Source organism: Paenibacillus sp. FSL P2-0173 (genome assembly GCF_038008045.1).
In the GTDB taxonomy this organism is placed as follows: domain Bacteria; phylum Bacillota; class Bacilli; order Paenibacillales; family Paenibacillaceae; genus Paenibacillus; species Paenibacillus polymyxa_B.
In genome coordinates this window covers 166,686-188,118 of the sequence record NZ_JBBOYK010000004.1, presented here as the reverse complement: position 1 = coordinate 188,118, position 21,433 = coordinate 166,686, and the positions used below count along the sequence as shown (strand labels likewise).

The following is a 21,433-nucleotide window of genomic DNA, read 5'->3' as shown; positions in this document are numbered from 1 at the left end:
ACGGAAGTGTAAGCGAGGGGGACGTACGGTGATACGTACATTGGCTATAGGTCATGATCATCAGGTAACAGTGGGAAAACCATTGGATCAGATCGTCATGGAGGATTATATATGGATGTGGGTAGATTTTAGCGAGCCTACAGATCGCGAGACGGAGCTGCTGACGAGTTATTTTCATTTTCACCCATTGGCTGTGGAGGATTGTATGCATGTTCTGCAACGTCCCAAATTGGATTATTACGAGGATGTGCAGTTTCTGGTCGTGCATGCGCTTGATGTAGATACGTTAGCTGCGGAAGAAGTGGATATGTTTATTAGCAGTCGTTTTTTGGTTACATATCACCATCATGAGTTAGAGGAGCTGGATCAAGCCTGGGAGCGGATTGTCCAGCATGCGAATGAACGCAAAATATGGTCGCGAGGACCGCTGGCTGCAGCCTACACGGTGATGGACAAGCTGGTAGATAACTATTTTCCGAGCCTTTTTATGATTGAGGATGAATTAGCCGAGCTGGAGGGCTTGGGCGGTCGCGAATCCGTAGAGGAATTAATGAAGCAGGTGTTTGACCTGCGTGGCAGGCTGCTCAAGCTGCGCCGTACCATCGTACCCATGCGTGATCTGATGTACCGAGTTTTGAATTCGCAGCATGTGCAGGGCCAAGGAGACCATATGGCTTATTTTACCGATATATATGATCATTTATTGAAGCTGACAGACATGCTGGAGGCCGACCGCGAGATGACAGCCGACCTGAGGGACAGTTATATATCGCTCAATTCCAATCGCATGAATTCAATTATGAAGACGCTGACCGTAATTACGACCGTTTTTATGCCCTTGACGCTGATTGCAGGAATCTATGGTATGAATTTTTCGAATATGCCCGAGTTGGGCTGGAAATATGGATATTTTGGCGTACTGTTCTTCATGTTTTTGTTGAGTGTTGCAATGGTGGTCTGGTTTATGCGCCGAGGCTGGTTCAAATAGTATAGTCTACTTTCTTTTGCGCTTGCGCGGACGTCTGCGTGGGGTAGTGGTGCTTTTGCGCTGCGTCTTTTTCCGACGTGGGCGTGGTGGTGTGTATTCATCCAATTCCTCGGTGATATCTGTTGCAGAATTTTTGCTCGCGGATTTGCCGAATGCTGGGAGCGAACCCATAATCAGCTTCGCCATTGGAGCAAATTGCTGCACACTGGACATGACCTTTTGCACCTTGCCGACTGTAGCAACAATTCCATCAATACCACCCATACGGTCAATGAAGCCTTTGATTTCGTTGAGATTACTGAGGTTGCCAAGACCCCCAAGCAGTCCTCCTTTGGCTGGAACCGGGTCTGGTGTGACCACGGCAGAATCCGTAATACTCGCTGGCGCCTCGTAAGGAACCAGCCCGGAAGAACCGGCTTGCGGAACCTCGTTGTATGGATCGAGTCCGGGATAAGGAGATGAACTATACGGATCGGAAAGGGAACGCTGTAGCGGCCTCCGATGATAGTAGTGTCCAGGCATGAGATCACATTCCTTTGCAGGTTGATACTCTACTGTATGTTACAAACGCACAGTGGGTTTAGGCGCGTGTCCCGAAATCAGGTATAAAAGCGGATTTGGGCATTCGTACGGTACGTTTCTATGGTCATAATGTTGTTCTGTAATGCGTGAAACCGTTAATGCTTGAAAAAGCGACTATTCCTCGGGTACAATGAGGAGAGATCGTAACCTTGGGAGATGATAATCCATGCAGCTTAAGAAGCTTAATGATAAAAGTATTGATCAATTGTTCGAAGCTATTTTAACTCTTAAAAATTTGGAAGAGTGCTATGTATTTTTTGATGATCTGTGCACGATTAATGAAATTCAATCCCTCTCCCAACGTCTAGAGGTTGCCCGTATGCTAGGCAAAGGCAGCACATATAATCAGATTGAAGCAGAGACAGGGGCCAGTACAGCCACCATTTCACGTGTTAAACGTTGCCTGAACTATGGTAATGATGGGTATAAAATGACTTTGGAACGTCTGGGACGCTAATGCGGAGCCCTGGGATACTGGTAATCAGCCACGGCTCTAGGGAGCCTTATTGGGTGGAACAGGTGGATCAGGCAGTTGCAAAGCTCCATTTGCCGGAAGAAATACCGGTAGAGGTTTCATTTTTGGAAACGGTTAAAGAAAGATTGATTCAAAATGGTATTGACCATCTGGAAGCCTTGGGTGTAACAGATATATTGGTTATACCTTTGTTTGTGTCATCAGGCAGTACGCATGTAGATGAGATTAGCTATGCGCTGGGTGTCAAAGATGCGCCGGACAAAGAAACAGATTTGAAGCCGTTTCGAATGAAGGCGCGAGTACATTTTGGCAGCCCGCTGGATGATGGAGAAGATGTTGCCCGCATGGTGTGGGACAAGGTTCGCCCGCTGTCGGCCGACCCTGCGAGAGAGGTTATTTTACTCGTAGGTCACGGCAGTGTGCACAACGGCTTTTTTCAGCGCTGGGAGCAGGGGATTTCTTCGTTGGCCCGTACGGTGCAAGGCGTGAGTGGTATCATCACGGACCACGCTTTGCTAAATCCCGAGAGTGTGTACGACAAGGCAGCGTATTGGAATCAGGAGCGGGGTCATGATGTTATTGTGGCACCGCTATTTTTGAGTTCGGGATATTTTACAAGTCACATAATTCCTAAACGCTTGCAAGGGCTCGAATACCGTTATTCAGGAGATCCTTTATTGCCGCATCCTTTGCTCACAAGCTGGATGGATAGACAAGTTCGTGAATTATTGCAAAGTGTGCAGAAGCAAGCAAGGTCAAGTCATAGGTAGTCTAGTTCGGCTATAGCGTCATCTTAGCCTTAAATTTCCTTATTTGGGCAAAGTCTGGCTTCTTTTATTGTAAAAGAGGTCTTTTTCCAGTATGATGATATTTTGTACAGACTGAATGTGATGAACTGCTATGTGAATATAAATATCATTAAATATACGGGTGGCGTAACGGAATGAAAAGAGCTAGATTAATCTATAATCCGACCTCTGGGCGTGAGGAAATGAAGCGTCGTCTTGCGGATGTTTTGCAGCGCCTGGATGAAGGTGGTATTGAAGCCTCTTGCCATGCAACTACGGGTGAAGGGGACGCAACGCGTGCCGCAATAGAGGCCATTGAGCGTGGGTATGACATGATTATCGCCGCTGGTGGCGACGGTACATTGTATGAGGTCATTAACGGGATGGCTGAAAGAGAAAACCGCCCGCCCCTGGGTGTGTTTCCTTTGGGGACGACGAATGATTTCGCCAGGGCACTGGGCATCCCCAAGCACTGGGAGGATTATTGCGACCTAGTTATTCGTCAAAATCCGAAGCCACTGGATATCGGAAAAGCGAACGACCGCTACTTTATCAACATTGCAGGCGGGGGGACTTTAACCGAGCTTACGTATGAAGTTCCGAGCAAGCTAAAAACGATGATTGGCCAGTTGGCGTATTATTTTAAAGGCATGGAGAAGATGGTCAGCCTTGCTCCACAGGAGCTGATTATCAAGGCTTCGGGTCAGGAAGTGATCCACGACGAGTTTATGCTCTTCCTGATTGCGAATACGAATTCGGTGGGCGGGTTTGAAAAGCTTGCTCCCGGGGCGACAATAGATGATGGGCTGCTTGACGTCATCGCTGTGCGGAAATGCAATCTGGCGGAAATGATCCGATTGGTAACACTTGCGCTGCGTGGTGAGCATTTGCAGGATAAGAAGATTGTTTATTTTAAAACAGATTACATGGAAGTGACCTCACCCGGCTACGTCCAGCTTAATCTAGATGGCGAACTGGGCGGCACTTTGCCAGCGACTTTCCGGAATTTACCTCATCATTTGAATGTTTTCCGGTGAGAAATAAGTAGGAAATGCTTCTGTTTCCGGGAGAAAACGCAATATGGTATACGGAATGCAGAGTAGGTAGTTGTTTTTGTGAACATATTGGTTCTTGCCGTTCTCCGTGGGGAGTAACGGCATTTTCGAGTTGATGTTTGTATACTTGGATGACGTTAGTATTGTATATACCGTATGAAAAGAAGATCAGAAAGAAGTGACAATCATGACGAATAACCGTAGCGGACGTGGAAAAAGCCGCCGGAATGCAGCGACAGCAACTCCTGTTCAAGGAAATCAGCACAAAAAGACTATGAAGGCGACAAGAGAGAGAGAACCGGAACAGTCTCGGGTTAGAGCTGGAAATGGGCTGCTTCAAGCCGAAATCAAACATAAAAATGGAAATATGAATGAAGTGGCTCAGAAGAAAAGGGAAAATGGACGAGATACTCGTCGTTCTTCCAACGGTGGACGAAGTCAGGATGCTTCCAAACGTATCCGATCCAGTGTAGAGCGTACCGATCTGCCTGTGCAAAAGAATGATGAGGCCGTGATAGACATCATCGGCATGAACCACGATGGCGAGGGTGTAGGGCGTGTCGAGGGTTTTACGTTGTTCGTTCCAGGTGCGTTACCGGGTGAAAAGGTACGGATAAAGGTGCTGAAAACGAAAAAGCAGTATGGGTATGCCAAGCTGCTAGATATCGCGCAGGCTAGCCCTGACCGAATTGCAGCTCCGTGTGCCATCTACGATCAATGCGGTGGCTGCCAGATCCAGCATATGAGCTACGAAGCGCAGCTGGGCTGGAAACGCCAGCATGTCGTGGATGTGCTGGAGCGTATCGGGAAGCTGAGTGTGGCTACAGAGCCCAGTGAGCATACTGCACAGGTTTTGGCTGCTTCTGCGGATACAGATGGTGAGGCCGATACAGTCACGACTTCTGATTCGGCCATGAATACGGATGGAAATGCCGACAGCATGTCGCGTGTACATGGCGTAGTCGTGCATCCTACACTCGGTATGAGTGAGCCTTGGCGATACCGCAACAAAGCCCAGGTGCCGATTGGTGTCACCGAAGGCGGGCTTGTCGGCGGCTTCTACGCACGCGGCAGCCATCGAATTGTGGATATGAACACCTGTCTCATTCAGGACGAGCGTAATGACGAAGTTGTCGCACGTGTGAAAGAGATTGGCCGAATGCTGGGCATCAGTGCATATAATGAAGAAACCGGACGTGGGCTACTGCGCCATGTCGTTGTAAAGACCGCTTTTCGCACGGGTGAAATGATGCTGGTGCTCGTCACGAATGGACGAGATATTCCGCACGCTGATGCGTGGATCGGGAGTATCCGTGAGCATATTCCACACGTGGCAAGCATATGCCAGAACGTGAATACGAAGCGAACGAACGTTATTTTTGGCGACGAGACTCGTGTACTGTGGGGTCGTGACGTGATCTACGACTACATTGGAGACGTCCAGTTTGCGATTTCCGCGAGATCCTTTTATCAGGTGAATCCCGTACAAACGGAAGTGCTGTATAGCAAAACCGTCGAATATGCCGGGCTCACGGGCAAAGAAACAGTGATTGATGCGTATTGCGGCATCGGCACGATCTCCTTGTTCCTCGCTCAGCATGCGGACCAGGTGTACGGGGTGGAGATCGTCAAAGAAGCCATCGACGATGCACGGAGTAATGCGCTGTTGAACGAAATGCGTAATGTGAAATTTGAGGTAGGCGCGTCCGAAGATGTCATTCCTGCATGGAAAGAGCAAGGCATCACCGCCGACGTTATCGTCGTCGATCCGCCCCGTAAGGGCTGTGATCCACGCCTGCTCGACACCATTCTGGAGATGAAGCCAGAGCGCGTGGTGTATGTATCGTGTAATCCAAGCACATTGGCACGGGATTTAAGGATATTGGAGGATGGCGGGTATAGTACTGTGGAAGTACAGCCTGTGGATATGTTTCCGCATACGGTGCATGTGGAGTGCGTGGCGATGCTGGTTAAGGATTTTATGGCCCATGCGCTACAGAAAACAGATTAAATGAATGTAGGATACAAAGTGATTTAAATAAATTGTCTCATCTTTCAAAAAGAAAGCCTGACAGCCGCAAATACTGGTAGTAGGCTTTGAGAACATAGAAGGATACATGTCCTGGAGCAAATTGAAGCAACAGCTGGAGAGTTTCCTCTGTCCTGCGTTATATGGAGGGGTCGAATACCGGGCAACCAGTTATCGGTATTTACCTGATAAATCTGGAATTTGTTATATTGCTGTAGATAAAAAGAACGTAATCAATATGAGTGATATAACGAGCTCGATCAGATGGTATCAGTCGGAGCAGGAAATTAAGAATGATCCAGATATCCAAGTTCCTATCAACAAAGAAGAAATTGAAGCGGTCAGAAAAGATACCAAGGGAATTGTTCCAGAGGATCGTCTATGGTAACTATAAAACATATAACTTTTTTAGTTATAATGATTTTAAAATATGGACTAGTTGGGGACCAGATGGGAGCCATGTTTCCAAAACAAATGTCCCTATCACAGGTCCATACACATCCCTAGTTATAAGTAACATAAACGCTTTTGCTACTTCTCATGCCAGTATGAAATATAATTTGGCTCAAACTTTGATTGCTCTTGGTGTAGCGGCAGTTACATGGGAAACAGTTGTAGGATTAGTTGGCTCTGGACTTACTGGAGTGTGGTTAATGATCGTTCACAAGCTAGATCAAGTCTTAAACAAGCATATAATTATATTCAACGTATGTAATTTTCGGCTGAAGAGTAATAAAATTAGTAAAGGTGATATTAAACCTTTGCTAATTTTATTTTAAAGGGGGACATGCAAATATGGTTTTCGTTATTATCTCAATAGTATCTTTCTTGCTACTATTTTTTCTGATTTATAGAATTATTAAATATAAGACAAGGAAATATAACCGTGAAAATTTTGGACTATCATTAATTATGCTTCTTATTCTAGTAGGAAGAATATATATCAATACAGGAGAATCTAATCTAAAACCCTTGCTAATAGGTTATACATTTTTGTTCTCTGTTTTATTATTATTTTTTTTATTTGGTATGATTCGTAAGAAAAATAGTAAGCAATGAACGGAAATTGACCGTTTTTATGAGCTGCTGATGATAACTATTTAATGCGTTGGTGGAGAAGATAACCATTCTCTCACCAGCGCATTTTGTTTTTACCTTGAAAAGTGGAATGAGTATAGATTAAATACTGGACTAAAAAAATCATAGACTAAAGTGAACAAAAGCTAACTAGTGACTGTGGGGTGTATGACGGGAAGAATCAATCGAATCCCGTCTTTTACTCCTTCCATATAGATGGATTGTTTGTCTTGGCTTAACTGATAGCCTATGATTTCTTCCCATTCGGATAGCAGATGTTGAATATCTTCAGTTTGATTACTTTTCAGTTGCTCAATTTGAGCGAATAGATTTTTGTCCTCTGTTGAATATGAAGCCTGTTGTTCTCTGGCGTGTTCTAATTGATAAAAACGTTGGCGTAATGCTTCCAGAAACCATTCTGGCCAATTTAGCATAGTACATTTTCCCTCCCGTGGTTGAAGTGTGTGTATGTTAACTCTGATGGGGAGGAATGGCAAGTCATTGTTTTTGTAAGCAAAATAAGCCCATTCCGACTCATAGGTTCAAGTCGGAACAAGCTTTGGGTAGCTTTTTAATCGTAAAAAAATGAACTATTCAGAAATTTCAATATAGTTCTGTTCATTAATTTGTTCATATTTTATTTTTATTTTTTCCGTTCCTTCTAAAAGTGAGGCAATGTATCTTGTTATTTCTACCGTCACTCTCTCAGCATCATCTGGGCCTTCAGTGTATGGGCTTGGATTGACTTCTAGTATATATCCACCCTCACCTCCATACCCTTGTATAACTAACTCAAAACCCAATATATTGGCATTAACATATACTGCCGGTACTTCTTCATAAATGTAATCTTCTAAACCACCAAATGGAATACCACCAACCAGTTTATCTGAAATAATCTTTGCAACACCAAAGATATCTTCCTCAGATTCTATTGGTAGAGAACAAGTAAAGTAAGGGTATTTTTTCATATTAATTTTTCTCCTAATCATTATCAATTATTTGAGTACCTGCTTTAATTTTTTGGTTATATTCTTCTTGCGTAAATATACGAAAAGTAAGCTTGTCTGGTCTCCCTTTCTTATCCACTCTCCTTAGACCATCTAAAGATTCTTTAAGGATTTTATCGGCTTGCCGTTGTAATTGTTCAACCTCTTTAATTTTTGCCCCTGACCTCCATTTGTCATCAATCCGAAATCTTGAAGCCAGCTTATCACTGACAATAAATGCATCAATATCAAAGTCCGTTGGATCAAATGGCGCGTTCCCCTTATGTGAGCCTTTCTGGCCTGTTGCCAAAGAACCTCTATACCCCACTTTAGCATCCGGGTCTAATTCTTTTATTTTCTTCGCAGCAGGACTCAGTGTCGCTTGAACCGTATTCATAATATCTATTCTGGTTTTAGGTTTACCCGTCCCCTCAGTTTTAGTTAGACTCGATTTCGGTTCATTCGTTGGCTTCAGGGGTTTTGGTTCTGGAACATCTTTGGAATTATGATGTGTCCCTTTTCCACCTTTTATTTTTCCCTTACCCAGAAGAGAGCTAATTAGCATCCCAGCTAATGTCTCACCCTCCATGTAACTTTGGCCCTTCTCTAACATCCGTTTATCGTCTTCTTTTAAACCTTTGAGATACTCATCTCTGGCATTTTCCTGATCCAAAACATAATTTTTAGCAAATACCAAATCTCCCTTTGCCTCTTCATATTGGCCCGACACTATAGTACTTATAGTATCCACAGGATGCTCGATAAGAGCATCTTTTAACTGCTTCAAGCCTTCAACGTTCGCTTGAACTGTTTCCTCCATGCCCTGGAAAAAGAGTGTGGTTTCCTCGCCAAAGCTTTTTTTAGGGGGTTCGGGACGATTAGCTTCCCAGTCACGAATACTTTGCGCATACTTTCTTGCTCTCTGTAATTTTTCTTCTTCTGGGGAAAGCGGCTTATGAGGAGGAGGTTGTTGCTTCATATAATCCCTAATCCATTTTTCACGAACACTTTTAGGAACCTGCTGATACGCATGAACCATCATCTTAGACTCTTTCAGCAAGTTTTGAACCAGCTCCAATGTTCCACCGGAATGAGACACATGACGAGCACTTGTAAACACTTTCCCCAAAATCCACTTGTTATAATAGGCTTCCTGAGCTCGCTCATACTCGTATTGACTGACCAGTCCCTGCATTGTTAAACCAGCCAAGTATTTTAGCGGATGAATTCTGGTTCCCTTACCGTCTCCTATTGTAGGAGTTCCTTTGCTCCGAACAGGGATCGCTGCGGTTGCTTTCAGAATGACACCCGCCGCAGGCCCACTTAGTGCTCCTATAACAGCACCAGCCACTTTTCCCATCACCGGAATGGAGCCTAAAAGCTTAGATACCGTACCCATCAAGGCTTTGGCCTGTTGAAGGGCTACTGGACTTGTCACTTTCGCGGTAGGAGTGTTGCTGGATGAAGCTTTGGCTGTTGCTGCAGTTTGAGCCGCTTCATAGGCTTTAATACTCATCAATGGAGGCTCAGGTACAGGAGGAAGGTCAGCTACGAAAACTGGAGCTTTTACCGTACCTTCTTGATAAATCACTGGGGCTTTGGTGTCTGTCTCACCATCCAATACCATGCTGCTGGCTCCACCTTTTAAGTATAGCGCCGTGCCAGCTTCCAGTGATAGTTCCTCACCTGCATCGAGCTTCACATGACCACCCTGAATCTGCACATTCCCCGGACTGTTAACGGTAATGCCACCATCTTCATTTAGTGTAATTGAAAATCCATCCGAGGTGGACAGGGTCAGTTCTTGCTCAGACATTTCTATGCCGCTTCCTTGCACGTGTTGCCACACCTTCATATCGGGCTGTCCATTCGCGTGGCGTTGTTGTCGTAATGAATCTGTCACATAGGCATCCTGTTCGTGATGTGTAGGCAGATATAACTCGACTTGTTCCCCGATCTCAGGCATATCGTACCAGCCACTATGTTCTTCAGCTACATATCGAGTTGCTACAGGGAACCAGCAGGCTTTGGCAGGATCTTGCTTTGGGTCGATGTCCAGTTGAAGCTGTACAAAATCATGCTGTACCTTGAGCACTGTTCCTGTCAGCGAAATTCCGGTGGCCTGATTGTTTTCATACCGGGCATAGCGGATATCTTGTTCGGCTTGAAGATCGTAACGGGTACGCAGTAAGCCATCTGCTAAGGTTGTCACGGCTCGAACCACGACCAGCTCTTTGCCTTGTCCAATAGGTAACGTGATGAGGTCGCCTAGTGCATAAAATTGCAGGCTTTCGATCATATAGGTGACATACGAGCCAGCACGTTCTCCGGGCTTTTCCGCATCCAGCTCATGAAACGTTTTTCGAACACGATAAAATACATCTCGTTCCACCTTATGCTGCTTCCCTTCTGGCATCCCGAAGAAAACCTTGGGCGAGGCTGCGGTTACCTCTGGCACAAGTACGGAACCAAAGCGAGAAGCGAGACGTTTTAAAAACGCCCAATCGGTCTCATCATATTGTAAAACAAATGTCTCTAGTTTGGCATAGTGGCTTACCGTATCGATGGCATCTCCGTACTGATATTTTCGAACCAGTGCTGTGACCAGATCATCATAGGTGCGGTGAATATCTTGATAGGAGCGTCTTTTATGTTTAATATCCATTTGGTATGAATGGGAAGCGGCCTCCAGTTCAAATGTATACACGCCTCGCACACAGTGTACGGACATCCGTGTAACAATCCCATGGAACAGCCTTCTCAGCGATTGTCCCTGATCATTCAACTGACGAATCACAATCGGCTCTTGCTCCATATTTTGACCAATACAAGCCGCTCCCTGTTCTTCGGAGAGCATGCCACTGATGTGTAAATAGGCATGATCGTTGATGGCACGTGTTATTTGAAGTAGTTCAATGTGTAGTGGCTGAAAGGGACCATAAAAGCGTAGGCTTTCATATCCGATCCCATCTGAAAATACGCTCAAGTGAGTTCATGACTCCTTTCTAGATGCGATAGGTATTTCCAAGTAAAGTATGTCATCTTGCATTCGCTTCTGAATTATAGAAGCCGCGAATGAGTACAAATTCAAGATAGATATGTATACAAGGTTTGTTGGGCATAAAGGAACGAGAGGTGATATTTAATAAACAACCCAGCATATGTATTTATCGGTTAAAAGAGAGATTTAGTTTACAGAATGACCCATTGGTTGAGGGATTTACTATGTGTATTTTTGGAAGCAGGTGATACGGGAGGGAAGTGTAACATGCGCTAATATGGAAATAAGGTGATACGCCACATGGTTTGCCATTACGATGCTTTTCGTGTTGCCAAATCAGATACTTAAACCAAAATCGATCTAATTTTAATAATGGAGTGATAGAATGATATGGGTTCTTGTACCTTTAAATAGTGGGAATATTGAAGATTACTTACCAGACTTATATGATTGGAGTCTTACTGAAACCGAAAAAGAGCAACATACTTGCCGACCCATAAACGAACTACCTCCATATAACAATTATAAAGTGAATGTACTGAAGAGACTTGCGAATGGGCTATTAATATATATCTTAGTTGATAAAAGTAACAATAATAAACGTGTAGGCAAGATACAGCTTTTTGACTATAATTCTCGAAATAAAAGTGCCGAGATCGGATATTACTTGCCTTTAAAACATAGAAAACAAGGACATGCAAATGTATTACTTGAGTTATTTATAAGCACTATTTTTGAACGTAAGGATTTGGAGTTGAATAAAATTTATGCAACGGTTGCGGCATGTAATCAAGCATCCATAAAATTTATAGAAAATTCCATTTTAAGCTGGAGGGGACTTATCGAGAGCATTATTGGTTTAGTGATGGTTCGATATACGATCAATATCATTATTCTTTGCTAAAAAGAGAGTATGTTAGCTTAGATGAAAAAGAAAATAGAGGCAATTGAATGATATTCATTTAAATGAATTGGAAGTATATCCTTTCCATCGTCTCGATACATGTGGAGTGTTGTTCACTATTGGTCAGAAAAGACTAATAGTTGAGGTGTATTGGCGTTTGAAAAAGGTAAAAATCAAAACAAACTTACTGATAAAAACATCAATAAGATTATAGAAACGTACCGAAATCGTGTAGATGTTGATAAATATGCTCATGTGGCATCACTTGAAGAAATCAAAGCAAATGAGTTTAACTTAAATATTCCTCGCTACGTGGATACGTTTGAAGAAGAGCAAGTCATTGACCTTGATAAAGTAAATAAGCTACTAGAGCAAGATAAACAAGAAATCGCTGAACTTGAAGCCAGAATCAATGAACAGCTGAAAATTTTGGGTATTCATGTGTAGAAATTGACGAAAGGGGTCAAGGATATTATTCCTCGGCTCTCTTTTTTAAGCCATTCGCATGGGAACGGCGTAAGTTGGGGGAAGTTATGCCGTGCAGTATTACTATGAACTGCGGCGCAGTACGTTATAGAAGATGGCAAGGAGGGGCGGCGCTCTTCCTTTTTTTGCGAGTCTTTTGGGGAGTCTGCTCCTCTCTTGGGTATGATATACTCATTTAGATGTCTATGCTTAACATATACTGCCGTTTGAACTACGTTGCTTAAACGTGTTATATGTGAAGAAGAAGCAAGGACATGAACAGGTTAGCTTTACCATTTTGGGACCAAAGATTTGTCCTGGTATTTATAGAGGAGTTTTTGATATGACGAATAATTTTTGGCGTGATTTGCCACGACCTTTTTTTATACTGGCACCGATGGAAGATGTGACGGATGTTGTGTTTCGCCATGTCGTAAGTGAAGCAGCCAGACCGGATGTGTTTTTTACGGAGTTTGCGAATACAGAGAGTTATTGTCACCCGGAGGGGAACAAAAGTGTACGCGGGCGTTTGACTTTTACAGAGGATGAACAGCCCATGGTGGCCCATATCTGGGGAGATAAGCCGGAATATTTCCGTGAAATGAGCATCGGTATGGCGAAAGAAGGCTTCAAAGGCATCGATATTAATATGGGTTGTCCTGTAGCGAATGTAGCGGAGAATGGGAAGGGAAGCGGCCTGATCTGCCGTCCCGAAATCGCAGCGGATATCATTCAGGCCGCCAAAGCCGGGGGACTGCCCGTCAGTGTAAAAACAAGGCTCGGTTTCACTGCCGTAGATGAATGGCGCGACTGGTTGACCCATATTTTGAAACAAGACATTGTGAATTTGTCCATTCATCTGCGGACAAGAGAGGAAATGAGTAAAGTAGACGCTCACTGGGAACTGATTCCGGAGATTAAGAAACTTCGTGATGAGGTGGCACCAGATACACTGCTGACCATTAACGGAGATATTCCGGACCGTCAGACCGGCTTGAAGCTCGCTGAGCAATATGGTGTGGATGGCATTATGATTGGGCGTGGTATTTTCCAGAATCCATTTGCGTTTGAGAAGGAGCCGAAGGAACACAGCAGTGAGGAATTGCTTGAACTGCTGCGGCTTCATCTAGATCTCCATGATCATTATTCAGCGCAGGAGCCACGTTCGTTCAGCCCTCTCGCCCGCTTCTTCAAAATATATGTCCGTGGATTCCGAGGGGCAAGTGAACTCAGAAACAGCTTAATGAACGCCAAATCAACAAGTGAAGTGCGTACATTGCTTGATGAGTTTGGAAGCAAGGAACATGATGAGGTAGAGTAACGTGGAAATTAAATTGCCAAGTTGGGGAACGGGCTGTTAGTAGGCATTGAAAACATAGGAGGGTATATGTCCTGGAGTAAATTGAAGCAACAACTGGAGAGCTTCCGCTGTCCTGCGTTAGACGGAAGGGTCGAATACCGAGCGACCAGTTACCGTTATTTGCCTGATAAGTCTGGAATTTGTTATATAACTGTAGATAAGAAGAACATACTCAATATGAATGATATCACTAGTCCAATCAAATGGTATCAGACGGAGTTGGAAATCAAGAATGATCCAGATATCCAAGTTCCTATCAGCAATGAAGAAATTGAAGCGGTCAGAAAAGATACTAATGGGAATGTTCCGGAGGATCGTCTACAAGTAATTGCAAGAGGTAGAAAAATATCAGAGCATGCAAAGGAGCTTTTGTCAGCACAGGCCTCATTAAGCAAGTCTAATTTTAATGTTGTAGCTAATAAGTTTTTAACTACTTCTATAGATGAAAGCTTAGAGAGTAATGATATCTTATTGAATATTCTAGCTTTAGTGGACAGACGAGTAGGAAAAAAGCGAATTTTAAACATGACCGGGAAGATGAAGTTAAAGCATCCCATTGTGCAGTATTTTTATGAACTACGGCGTAGCACTCTATGAAAATAAATAACTTTCATTGATGGGGGCACGTCATATCAGGGTTGTCCTCACTGAAGCCATGATAGAGACTTGAAAAAAATCGGGGAAAAGGTTGAATGGAGAACGGGGCAAATCCGTTTCCGTCATGTCTTTTCCCTGTTTTTTTATATTCGGCAATGGAATTATCACCTATCGTAACTGTCAAAGTTTCTGTTGTTTTGCTCTCGTTTGACAATTCTAAGCCACTGAACTACACTAAAAGTGAATGGTATATTCATTATTGAATGAGGGTGTTCATCATACAGGCAAAAAAAGATGAAGTGAAAAAAGAAATTGAATCAGCCGCTTTAAAGGTATTTTTTCGAAAAGGCTTTGTAGATGCTAAAATGAGCGATATTGCGGATGAAATCCAAATTTCTGTCGGAAATATTTATACTTATTTTAAAAATAAAAAAGAGTTATTTTATTCGGTTGTTCCACCGTCTTTAGTGGATTATTTGAAGAATGTGTTAGTGGAAAGCATTCATATCGATAACCAGACTTTTTTTGAAGAAACCAATAACGAAAAAAAATCTGCCATTGTTCAGGAACAAATCAACCTATTAACTCAATATAGCATGCAGATCGTCATTATTTTCGAAAAAAATAAAGGGACGATTTACAGCGATGCAAAAAAAGAACTGATCGATCTGATGATCGAAACCAAGAAGCCTTATTTGAAAAAAAATTATAAAAGATATGAAATCGGAACTGATGAGAATATGATTTTGCTGAACATCATTGCCAATAATGTCATCCATATGACTTTGGATTTATTGAAGAGGGATATGAGCGCCGATAGCCGGAAACGGATTTTTGAGGCACTTAGTCTATACAGGCTGCATGGACTAAAAAGCTTGAATGAGTAATGTCGACAAGTAGGAATGATTATTTGCGGGACGGTCTATCATTTTTCTGGCATCAAGACAGTCCCTATATTTTTTTATCCCAAAAATGAATAAGTAATTCATTATTAAACACCATGAGCGCAGCAGGAGGGAGAAACGATGGGAACAGGCTATGCATTTAAGAACTGCAATGTGATTTATGGAGACGCGAAAAAAGACGTTGAAAAAATGATGACGATTTTAATTCACGAAGACGGGCTGATTCAGGAGATCGGGAAGACAAGCGATTTGGTTATTCCCAGCCATTATCAAACGATCGATGTATCGGGGAAATATGTGATGCCCGGCCTCATCAACGCACACGTCCATCTTTTTGCAGATGGAAAGCCATTTACGTTGTCTGCAAGCGAAGGGCTGCTGAATTTTACATTCCGTTATATTTTGGATACGAGGCTGGGCCGAAGTGTGTTAAAAAAACGGGTCAAGAAAAATGCTCTGACGGCACTGCATTCCGGTGTAACCACGATGCGCAGCGTCGGTGAATTTTTTTACACTGATGTACAGCTCCGAGATGAAATTAAAACAAACCGGTTTGTTGGCCCCAATCTTTTGGTGTCCGGGTATTTTCTGAGCGTAACAGGCGGTCATGGGGCACCCTATTTGGCTTTAATCGGCGATTCGCCATGGGAAGCGAGAAGAAATGTAAGAATTAATGTGAAAAACGGAGTAGATCTAATCAAAATATGCGTGACTGGCGGGGTAACCGATGCCAACATGGTCGGTGAAGCAGGCCGCCTGCAAATGACGGAGGAAGAGGTTGCCGCCATCTGCGAGGAAGCCCATAAAATCGGTATGCGTGTAGCGGCCCATGTGGAAAGTACTGAAGGCGTTAGAATCGCGCTAAAGGGCGGAGTGGATACCATTGAACACGGTGCGGAGATGGATGAGGAGATCATAAGTCTGTACAAAAACAATCCTAGGGCATTAAAGGGCTATACCGCCTTGATTCCTATGATGCAGGCTGCGTATCCTGCTGCGAAATTGGACACGAGCCTAACGAAGGTGAATGAGACTGTTAAGGAAAATTCCCGGCTTGTGTACGACTCTATGCTGAAGGGACTGCGACAGGCTGTGGAACATCATATCAAAATTGGGGTTGGAACGGATGCCGCAATGTCCTACGTCACCCACTATGATATTTGGCGGGAACTGGACCACTTTATGAGACAAACGAAACTGAACGCGGGTCAGGTCATCGAACGGGTAACAAAATCTAATGCGGAAATCTTAGGCATTGATCACCTTACAGGGAGCATTGATGTCGGAAAACAGGCGGATTTAATCGTGATGGAGCAAAACCCTTTGAACAACATAAAAGCTTTGTCGGATGTAGCTATGGTCATGGTCAAAGGCAATCTTATACAAACACCATCGGTGACCCGAATTCGAGAAGTGGACGAGCTGCTTGATTCCGTTTGGTAAAATTAAACCCACCCCGTAAACTCCAGTATAGACGCTTTCGCGGATTGCGCTTCGGATTGCGCCCCTTTACGCCATTCTTTGGGCGGCTTTCCCATAAGCCTGGAGAAGCAACGGTTGAAGCTGGAAATGGAGTGAAAACCGACTTGTTCAGAGATCGAAAGAATAGAATCCTCCGTGCTTTTTAACTGCTTGCAGGCCTCTTCGATTCGAGTGCTGTTTAGGAAATCGAGAGGCGACGTCCCCATAATTTCATGGAATTTTCTTCGAAAATGAGTTGTACTTAAATGGCACAGGTCGGCCAAAAAATCCATAGTAATGGGGTTCATATAGTTTTTCGTGATGTACTCCAGAACCGGAGAAATGACAAAATCGCTTTTCAGGCTATGCTCTGTTTCTTGATCTGCCAACAGTTCATTCCTGGAATGAATTCTAAGGAGTTCTATGTAAAGGGATAGCAATAAGCCGTAGGCACTTTCCTGATAGTAAGGATTCTGCTGTTTTAATTCCTCTACGATTGAAGTCGCAAGTGTATAAACCTTGGGATGTTGCTCCTTATTCAATATACAGTTCATACCCTTCACTACCCACAAATTCGGCTCGAAGTTGCTATAAGCACTTTTAAATGAATGTTGAAAGAGCTCCTCTGGCGAAAAAAAGATATAAGACCAAAGACTGGCTGTATTTGGCGAACTATACGTGGTATGAGGAAGATACCTGGGGATGAAGGTCACATCGCCAGCTTTGAAGGGTACAGATTCTCCTTTGATCTCCATGATGCCGCTATCCGAATAGCATATACCAATCTCCAAATGGTTATGGAAATGGAGATGTTCACTTTTAATATCGGAAATCTTCCAACGCTCACCGCTTAATAGCAAGACAGGGAAATTTATGGGCAAGCTGTAGTGTCGGTATTCTATAACGGGCTTCTTTTTTCTGGGCATATCCAATACTCCCATGACTTTGATTTTAACCAGCCTATATATATCAGGATTTTGCAAAATTCGATTCCAATCGCTCCAAGGTGCAATATATAGACGAACTAGACCATTTCGATCTATATACTGTTTATTGGAAGTCGCTTATTGGATTTTTGCAAAATCATCACATAAATGATTGGAATTGCACAGTTTTGTTGCGAATATGCTTAGATGGAGACTATTTTACTGCGTACAATGGAATAAGTAAAGCGTTTTCAAAACAGTGACGAACAGCTCTCAAGCGCCTTTGGGGGCGTGTGCGAAAGAGAGGAGAACATAGATGCTTCAATTAACTTATGACAAGAAAGAGATGTTAATAGTTATCGACAAAGTCGTCAGAAAAACAATGGCGATGGATTTGACGTGGGACTGGCCTTGCGGTGTGGCTTATTATGGGGTATCCAGAGCCTATACAAAAACTGGAAATAAAGAGTATTTGAATATGCTTGTGCAATGGGCAGATGAATATATCGAGCTGGGGCTGCCGCATTGGACGGTAAACACATGTGCCATGGGTCATATGCTGATCACATTGTATGAAGAAACAGGGGACCAGAAATATTGGGATATTGTGATGAGCAAGGTGGATTATATTCGGAACCATGCTCTCAGGTTCGGAGACAATGTTCTGCAGCATACGGTATCCGTTGCTAATGATTTTCCAGAACAGGCATGGGCGGACACATTGTTTATGGCGGCATTTTTTCTGCTCCGTGTAGGAACCAAATTAAAGGATGAGGAAATGATCCAGGACGCCTTAAACCAATATTACTGGCATATCAAATACCTGCAAGACCCTAGTAGCGGTTTCTGGTACCATGGCTACAATAATGTCAAGCAGGATCACATGTCCGGATTTTTCTGGGGGAGAGCGAATGCTTGGGGAGCCTATACCATGTCGCAAGTTAAAATTCATTTGAAGGACTGGTATTTATATCCGCAGTGCATGGACGTGGAGTGTTCGCTTCGGGATCAACTGGCGGCACTAAAGGGTGTTCAAACGGAGAACGGCCTATGGCGGACGGTACTGGATGACGAGGAGTCCTACGAGGAGGTGTCTGCATCTTGCGGAATCGCGGCAGCCATGATCAATAACGGCAATCCGCTGCATACCAAATACGTGCAAAAGGCATTGGACGGCATCTTGAACCATATTAGCGAGGACGGACGGGTACTAGGTGTGTCGGGCGGCACAGCGGTTATGAAAGATCGGGATGGGTATCGCAATATTCCAAAAGACTGGATTCAGGGCTGGGGACAAGGCTTGGCGTTGGCTTTTCTATCCGATATGTTGAATTAGGAGGGATCGAAGTTGTCTAAACAAACAACGGGGGCCTTTACACTACCGGGAGAATCTGGTTATGAGGCGCTGACCCTAAAATTAGCTGAACGGTGGGGTGCCGATGTCATTCGTGATAGTGACGGCACGCAATTGTCCGACGAGATTATTAACGCTGGGTACGGCATATATTCGACAATCTGTATCATCAGAGATCATAACGAGTGGGCGTCCCACAATCTTGACAAGCTGCAGCAGTGTTTTTTAATTACAAATCCGAAGGTAGCTGTACAAGATTATGTATCCATCTATCTGATGGAGGATTTTTTTGCTGAACAATTCAAAGTTAATGATTCCAAAGAGGCGTTTAACTATTGGCAGGTTTTTGACAGAACGACCGGGGAGGAAGTTCCAAGAGAACAGTGGAATTATGAAAGGGAATCCGGAAATGTAGTCATTACCGGAATTGTTCCTTGGCATAAATACACCGTAAGCTTCATGGCCTACCGGATCTGGGAAGAGATTTCCATGTACAATCACACAACGAATCATTGGGACAAAGAGCATTTGATGCAGATTGATCCCGTCTATGCAGAAACGCAAAAGTATCTGCTGGATTGGATGGAAGATTGGTGTCTCCATCATAAGGAAACCACGGTTGTTCGGTTTACCTCCTTATTTTATAATTTCGCCTGGATCTGGGGCAGTAATGAGCGCAATCGCCATCTGTTCTCTGACTGGGGTTCATACGATTTTACGGTAAGTTCAAGAGCGCTTGATCTGTTTGCCAAGAAATACGGGTATTCGATGACTGCCGAGGATTTTGTGAATGGTGGGAAATACCGCGTCAGTCATATCCCGGCTGAGCAGCGCAAGCTGGATTGGATGGCATTTATCAATGATTTTGTAATCGAATTTGGCAAGAAATTAATTGACATTGTGCATAGGCACGACAAGCTGGCCTATGTTTTCTATGATGACAGTTGGGTTGGTATGGAGCCTTACAATGACCGTTTTCAAGAGTTTGGATTTGACGGGTTGATTAAATGTGTGTTCTCAGGTTACGAGGCGAGACTTTGCTCAGGTGTAAAAGTGAATACGCATGAGATTCGGCTGCATCCATACTTATTTCCGGTTGGTTTAGGCGGACTTCCTACCTTTATGGAAGGGGGGAACCCCACGCTGGATGCCAAAAAGTATTGGATTAATATTCGGCGCGCCTTGCTGCGGGAGCCTATTGACCGGATTGGACTGGGCGGATATTTGCATCTTGTAGAGCCTTACCCGGATTTTTGCGATTACATCGAAAAGATTGCCAATGAGTTCAGAGAAATTAAGGAACTGCACCATGAAGGCAAGCCCTATCACATGAAGACGAAGGTAGCTATTCTGCATAGTTGGGGAAAATTGAGATCGTGGACATTGTCCGGACATTTCCATGAAACGTATATGCATGATTTGATTCATGTCAATGAGGCTTTATCCGGATTGCCGATTGAAGTGCAATTCATTGATTTTGAAGATATCCGTCAGGGAATTCTACAGGATTGTGATGTAGTGATCAATGCCGGCTCTGCTGGTTCAGCATGGAGTGGTGGGGAGTACTGGAATGACAACAAGTGTGTGGACTTACTGACGAAATGGGTTTATGAGGGTGGTACCTTTATTGGCATCAACCAGCCTTCTGCGGTTGAAGGTCACGACAGCTTTTTCAGAATGGCACATGTTCTTGGACTGGATGAGGATACAGGCTCCAGAGTAGGTCATGGAAGATGGACTTATGAGGTTAGGGATGAGCATGGATTGGTGCCTGAAGGAGCCAGTATAACGCCAAAGAATAGCATTTATCTTACTGATGGGTCAGCTGCGGTAGTGGAAGAAACGAGTGGTATGATAACACTGTCTACTCATGCCTTTGGTAAAGGAAAGGGGATATACCTTCCTTCTTTCGAATTCAGCTGGGAAAACACAAGGTTGCTGCTGAATTTGATTCGCTTTGCAGGCAATGAGTTACATGAAACGAAGTACATTACGGATAACCTATATACAGAGTGTGCTTATTATCCAGAAAGTAAAATGTTGGTTGTTATTAACAATAGCGATCAACTTCAAAGAACGACGATTGATACGGAATATGGCAAACAAACCATGGAATTAGAACCGTATGACACCATGATCACCCATATCGGCTTAACAAAATCGGTATAGGAACGGAAAAGGATTCAAAGTTATAATATTGAAGAGGCTCAAGTTTGAGGCTATCCTGCCGATGCTTGAGCTTTTTGCTGCAATATTTACGAAAAGGAAGCAATCTCTGTACCACATCCTTACCTGATCGTCTATGTGATATCATCGTATACTCAGAATTAGATACAGTTTATCTAGTTGATGTGGAAAATACTAGTTACTTATCTGTGGATTTCATGGCAGTAAAGGACAAAAGAGAACGCCAAATGTATTACATTTTTTATAATTCTCATCTATTATTAATATAGTAGAATTTATATTGTGATTTA

Annotated in this window: 17 protein-coding genes and 2 pseudogenes; 14 read left to right on the top strand and 5 right to left on the bottom strand. The window is 43.6% G+C overall.

Annotated elements, in window-relative coordinates; all coding sequences use genetic code 11:
• Positions 1 to 28: 28 nt before the first annotated feature.
• Complete coding sequence (gene corA, locus MKX30_RS20755; RefSeq protein WP_025721203.1) at positions 29 to 988, top strand: magnesium/cobalt transporter CorA; 960 nt, start codon at positions 29 to 31, stop codon at positions 986 to 988.
• 6 nt (positions 989 to 994) lie between these two features.
• On the opposite strand, the gene MKX30_RS20750 is transcribed toward corA, so the two are convergent.
• The gene (locus MKX30_RS20750; protein ID WP_076159976.1) at positions 995 to 1,510 is read right to left on the bottom strand and encodes a tyrosine protein kinase; all 516 of its coding nucleotides are present in this window, start codon (positions 1,508 to 1,510) and stop codon (positions 995 to 997) included.
• A gap of 226 nt (positions 1,511 to 1,736) precedes the next feature.
• On the opposite strand from MKX30_RS20750, the gene MKX30_RS20745 reads away from it, so the two are divergent.
• From MKX30_RS20745 to MKX30_RS20725, 5 genes and pseudogenes are all read left to right on the top strand, one after another.
• Positions 1,737 to 2,027, top strand: a complete 291-nt coding sequence (locus tag MKX30_RS20745; RefSeq protein ID WP_007428885.1) for a YerC/YecD family TrpR-related protein — start codon at positions 1,737 to 1,739, stop codon at positions 2,025 to 2,027.
• On the top strand, positions 2,027 to 2,815 hold the full coding sequence (locus MKX30_RS20740) for a sirohydrochlorin chelatase (protein WP_341063404.1): 789 nt from the start codon (positions 2,027 to 2,029) through the stop codon (positions 2,813 to 2,815). Before MKX30_RS20745 ends, MKX30_RS20740 begins: the two co-directional genes overlap by 1 nt.
• A 173-nt stretch (positions 2,816 to 2,988) precedes the next feature.
• Positions 2,989 to 3,870 (top strand): diacylglycerol kinase, encoded by an 882-nt coding sequence (locus tag MKX30_RS20735; RefSeq protein WP_013308843.1) that lies wholly within the window; start codon positions 2,989 to 2,991, stop codon positions 3,868 to 3,870.
• Positions 3,871 to 4,075: 205 nt separating this feature from the next.
• Positions 4,076 to 5,899 (top strand): 23S rRNA (uracil(1939)-C(5))-methyltransferase RlmD, encoded by a 1,824-nt coding sequence (rlmD, locus tag MKX30_RS20730; RefSeq protein WP_341063402.1) that lies wholly within the window; start codon positions 4,076 to 4,078, stop codon positions 5,897 to 5,899.
• A 106-nt stretch (positions 5,900 to 6,005) separates the two neighbouring features.
• Positions 6,006 to 6,299, top strand: a pseudogene (locus MKX30_RS20725) (SF0329 family protein); the annotation flags it as partial.
• A gap of 841 nt (positions 6,300 to 7,140) precedes the next feature.
• Here the strand turns inward: MKX30_RS20725 and MKX30_RS20720 are convergent.
• The 3 genes from MKX30_RS20720 to MKX30_RS20710 form a co-directional block, all read right to left on the bottom strand.
• Complete coding sequence (locus MKX30_RS20720; protein ID WP_076159998.1) at positions 7,141 to 7,428, bottom strand: hypothetical protein; 288 nt, start codon at positions 7,426 to 7,428, stop codon at positions 7,141 to 7,143.
• 156 nt (positions 7,429 to 7,584) lie between these two features.
• Complete coding sequence (locus MKX30_RS20715; RefSeq protein WP_076160002.1) at positions 7,585 to 7,965, bottom strand: hypothetical protein; 381 nt, start codon at positions 7,963 to 7,965, stop codon at positions 7,585 to 7,587.
• Between the two features lie 13 nt (positions 7,966 to 7,978).
• Positions 7,979 to 10,969 (bottom strand): contractile injection system protein, VgrG/Pvc8 family, encoded by a 2,991-nt coding sequence (locus MKX30_RS20710; protein ID WP_341063400.1) that lies wholly within the window; start codon positions 10,967 to 10,969, stop codon positions 7,979 to 7,981.
• 400 nt (positions 10,970 to 11,369) lie between these two features.
• Between MKX30_RS20710 and MKX30_RS20705 the strand changes: the two genes are divergently transcribed.
• The 6 genes and pseudogenes from MKX30_RS20705 (at position 11,370) to MKX30_RS20680 (ending at position 16,658) form a co-directional block, all read left to right on the top strand.
• A complete protein-coding gene (locus MKX30_RS20705) occupies positions 11,370 to 11,888 on the top strand; it encodes a GNAT family N-acetyltransferase (protein WP_081384274.1) in 519 nt (172 codons plus the stop codon).
• A gap of 153 nt (positions 11,889 to 12,041) precedes the next feature.
• Positions 12,042 to 12,335: pseudogene (locus MKX30_RS20700) on the top strand (N-6 DNA methylase); the annotation flags it as partial.
• 361 nt (positions 12,336 to 12,696) lie between these two features.
• Positions 12,697 to 13,674 (top strand): tRNA dihydrouridine synthase, encoded by a 978-nt coding sequence (locus MKX30_RS20695; RefSeq protein ID WP_028542008.1) that lies wholly within the window; start codon positions 12,697 to 12,699, stop codon positions 13,672 to 13,674.
• A gap of 66 nt (positions 13,675 to 13,740) precedes the next feature.
• The gene (locus tag MKX30_RS20690; RefSeq protein ID WP_341063399.1) at positions 13,741 to 14,310 is read left to right on the top strand and encodes an SF0329 family protein; all 570 of its coding nucleotides are present in this window, start codon (positions 13,741 to 13,743) and stop codon (positions 14,308 to 14,310) included.
• Between the two features lie 299 nt (positions 14,311 to 14,609).
• Positions 14,610 to 15,197, top strand: a complete 588-nt coding sequence (locus tag MKX30_RS20685) for a TetR/AcrR family transcriptional regulator (protein WP_341063398.1) — start codon at positions 14,610 to 14,612, stop codon at positions 15,195 to 15,197.
• A gap of 138 nt (positions 15,198 to 15,335) precedes the next feature.
• The gene (locus tag MKX30_RS20680) at positions 15,336 to 16,658 is read left to right on the top strand and encodes a metal-dependent hydrolase family protein (RefSeq protein WP_341063397.1); all 1,323 of its coding nucleotides are present in this window, start codon (positions 15,336 to 15,338) and stop codon (positions 16,656 to 16,658) included.
• Between the two features lie 2 nt (positions 16,659 to 16,660).
• On the opposite strand, the gene MKX30_RS20675 is transcribed toward MKX30_RS20680, so the two are convergent.
• Positions 16,661 to 17,602 carry a helix-turn-helix domain-containing protein gene (locus tag MKX30_RS20675; protein WP_071559272.1) on the bottom strand — a complete coding sequence of 314 codons (942 nt, stop codon included), beginning with the start codon at positions 17,600 to 17,602 and terminating at the stop codon, positions 16,661 to 16,663.
• Between the two features lie 316 nt (positions 17,603 to 17,918).
• Here MKX30_RS20675 and MKX30_RS20670 point away from each other — a divergent pair, with 316 nt between their 5' ends.
• Positions 17,919 to 18,938 carry a glycoside hydrolase family 88/105 protein gene (locus tag MKX30_RS20670; protein WP_071559271.1) on the top strand — a complete coding sequence of 340 codons (1,020 nt, stop codon included), beginning with the start codon at positions 17,919 to 17,921 and terminating at the stop codon, positions 18,936 to 18,938.
• Positions 18,939 to 18,950: 12 nt separating this feature from the next.
• Positions 18,951 to 21,125: a 1,3-beta-galactosyl-N-acetylhexosamine phosphorylase gene (gnpA, locus tag MKX30_RS20665; RefSeq protein ID WP_341063395.1), complete on the top strand. Its 2,175-nt coding sequence runs from the start codon at positions 18,951 to 18,953 to the stop codon at positions 21,123 to 21,125.
• Positions 21,126 to 21,433 lie beyond the last annotated feature (308 nt).

Coding starts and splice junctions, on each gene's coding strand:
- MKX30_RS20695 (WP_028542008.1), top strand. CDS start 12,697: ATGACGAATAATTTTTGGCGTGATTTGCCACGACCTTTTTTTATACTG.
- MKX30_RS20670 (WP_071559271.1), top strand. CDS start 17,919: ATGCTTCAATTAACTTATGACAAGAAAGAGATGTTAATAGTTATCGAC.
- MKX30_RS20720 (WP_076159998.1), bottom strand. CDS start 7,428: ATGCTAAATTGGCCAGAATGGTTTCTGGAAGCATTACGCCAACGTTTT.
- MKX30_RS20690 (WP_341063399.1), top strand. CDS start 13,741: ATGTCCTGGAGTAAATTGAAGCAACAACTGGAGAGCTTCCGCTGTCCT.
- MKX30_RS20740 (WP_341063404.1), top strand. CDS start 2,027: ATGCGGAGCCCTGGGATACTGGTAATCAGCCACGGCTCTAGGGAGCCT.
- MKX30_RS20715 (WP_076160002.1), bottom strand. CDS start 7,965: ATGAAAAAATACCCTTACTTTACTTGTTCTCTACCAATAGAATCTGAG.
- MKX30_RS20705 (WP_081384274.1), top strand. CDS start 11,370: ATGATATGGGTTCTTGTACCTTTAAATAGTGGGAATATTGAAGATTAC.
- rlmD (WP_341063402.1), top strand. CDS start 4,076: ATGACGAATAACCGTAGCGGACGTGGAAAAAGCCGCCGGAATGCAGCG.
- MKX30_RS20735 (WP_013308843.1), top strand. CDS start 2,989: ATGAAAAGAGCTAGATTAATCTATAATCCGACCTCTGGGCGTGAGGAA.
- MKX30_RS20750 (WP_076159976.1), bottom strand. CDS start 1,510: ATGCCTGGACACTACTATCATCGGAGGCCGCTACAGCGTTCCCTTTCC.
- MKX30_RS20680 (WP_341063397.1), top strand. CDS start 15,336: ATGGGAACAGGCTATGCATTTAAGAACTGCAATGTGATTTATGGAGAC.
- MKX30_RS20675 (WP_071559272.1), bottom strand. CDS start 17,602: ATGCCCAGAAAAAAGAAGCCCGTTATAGAATACCGACACTACAGCTTG.
- MKX30_RS20745 (WP_007428885.1), top strand. CDS start 1,737: ATGCAGCTTAAGAAGCTTAATGATAAAAGTATTGATCAATTGTTCGAA.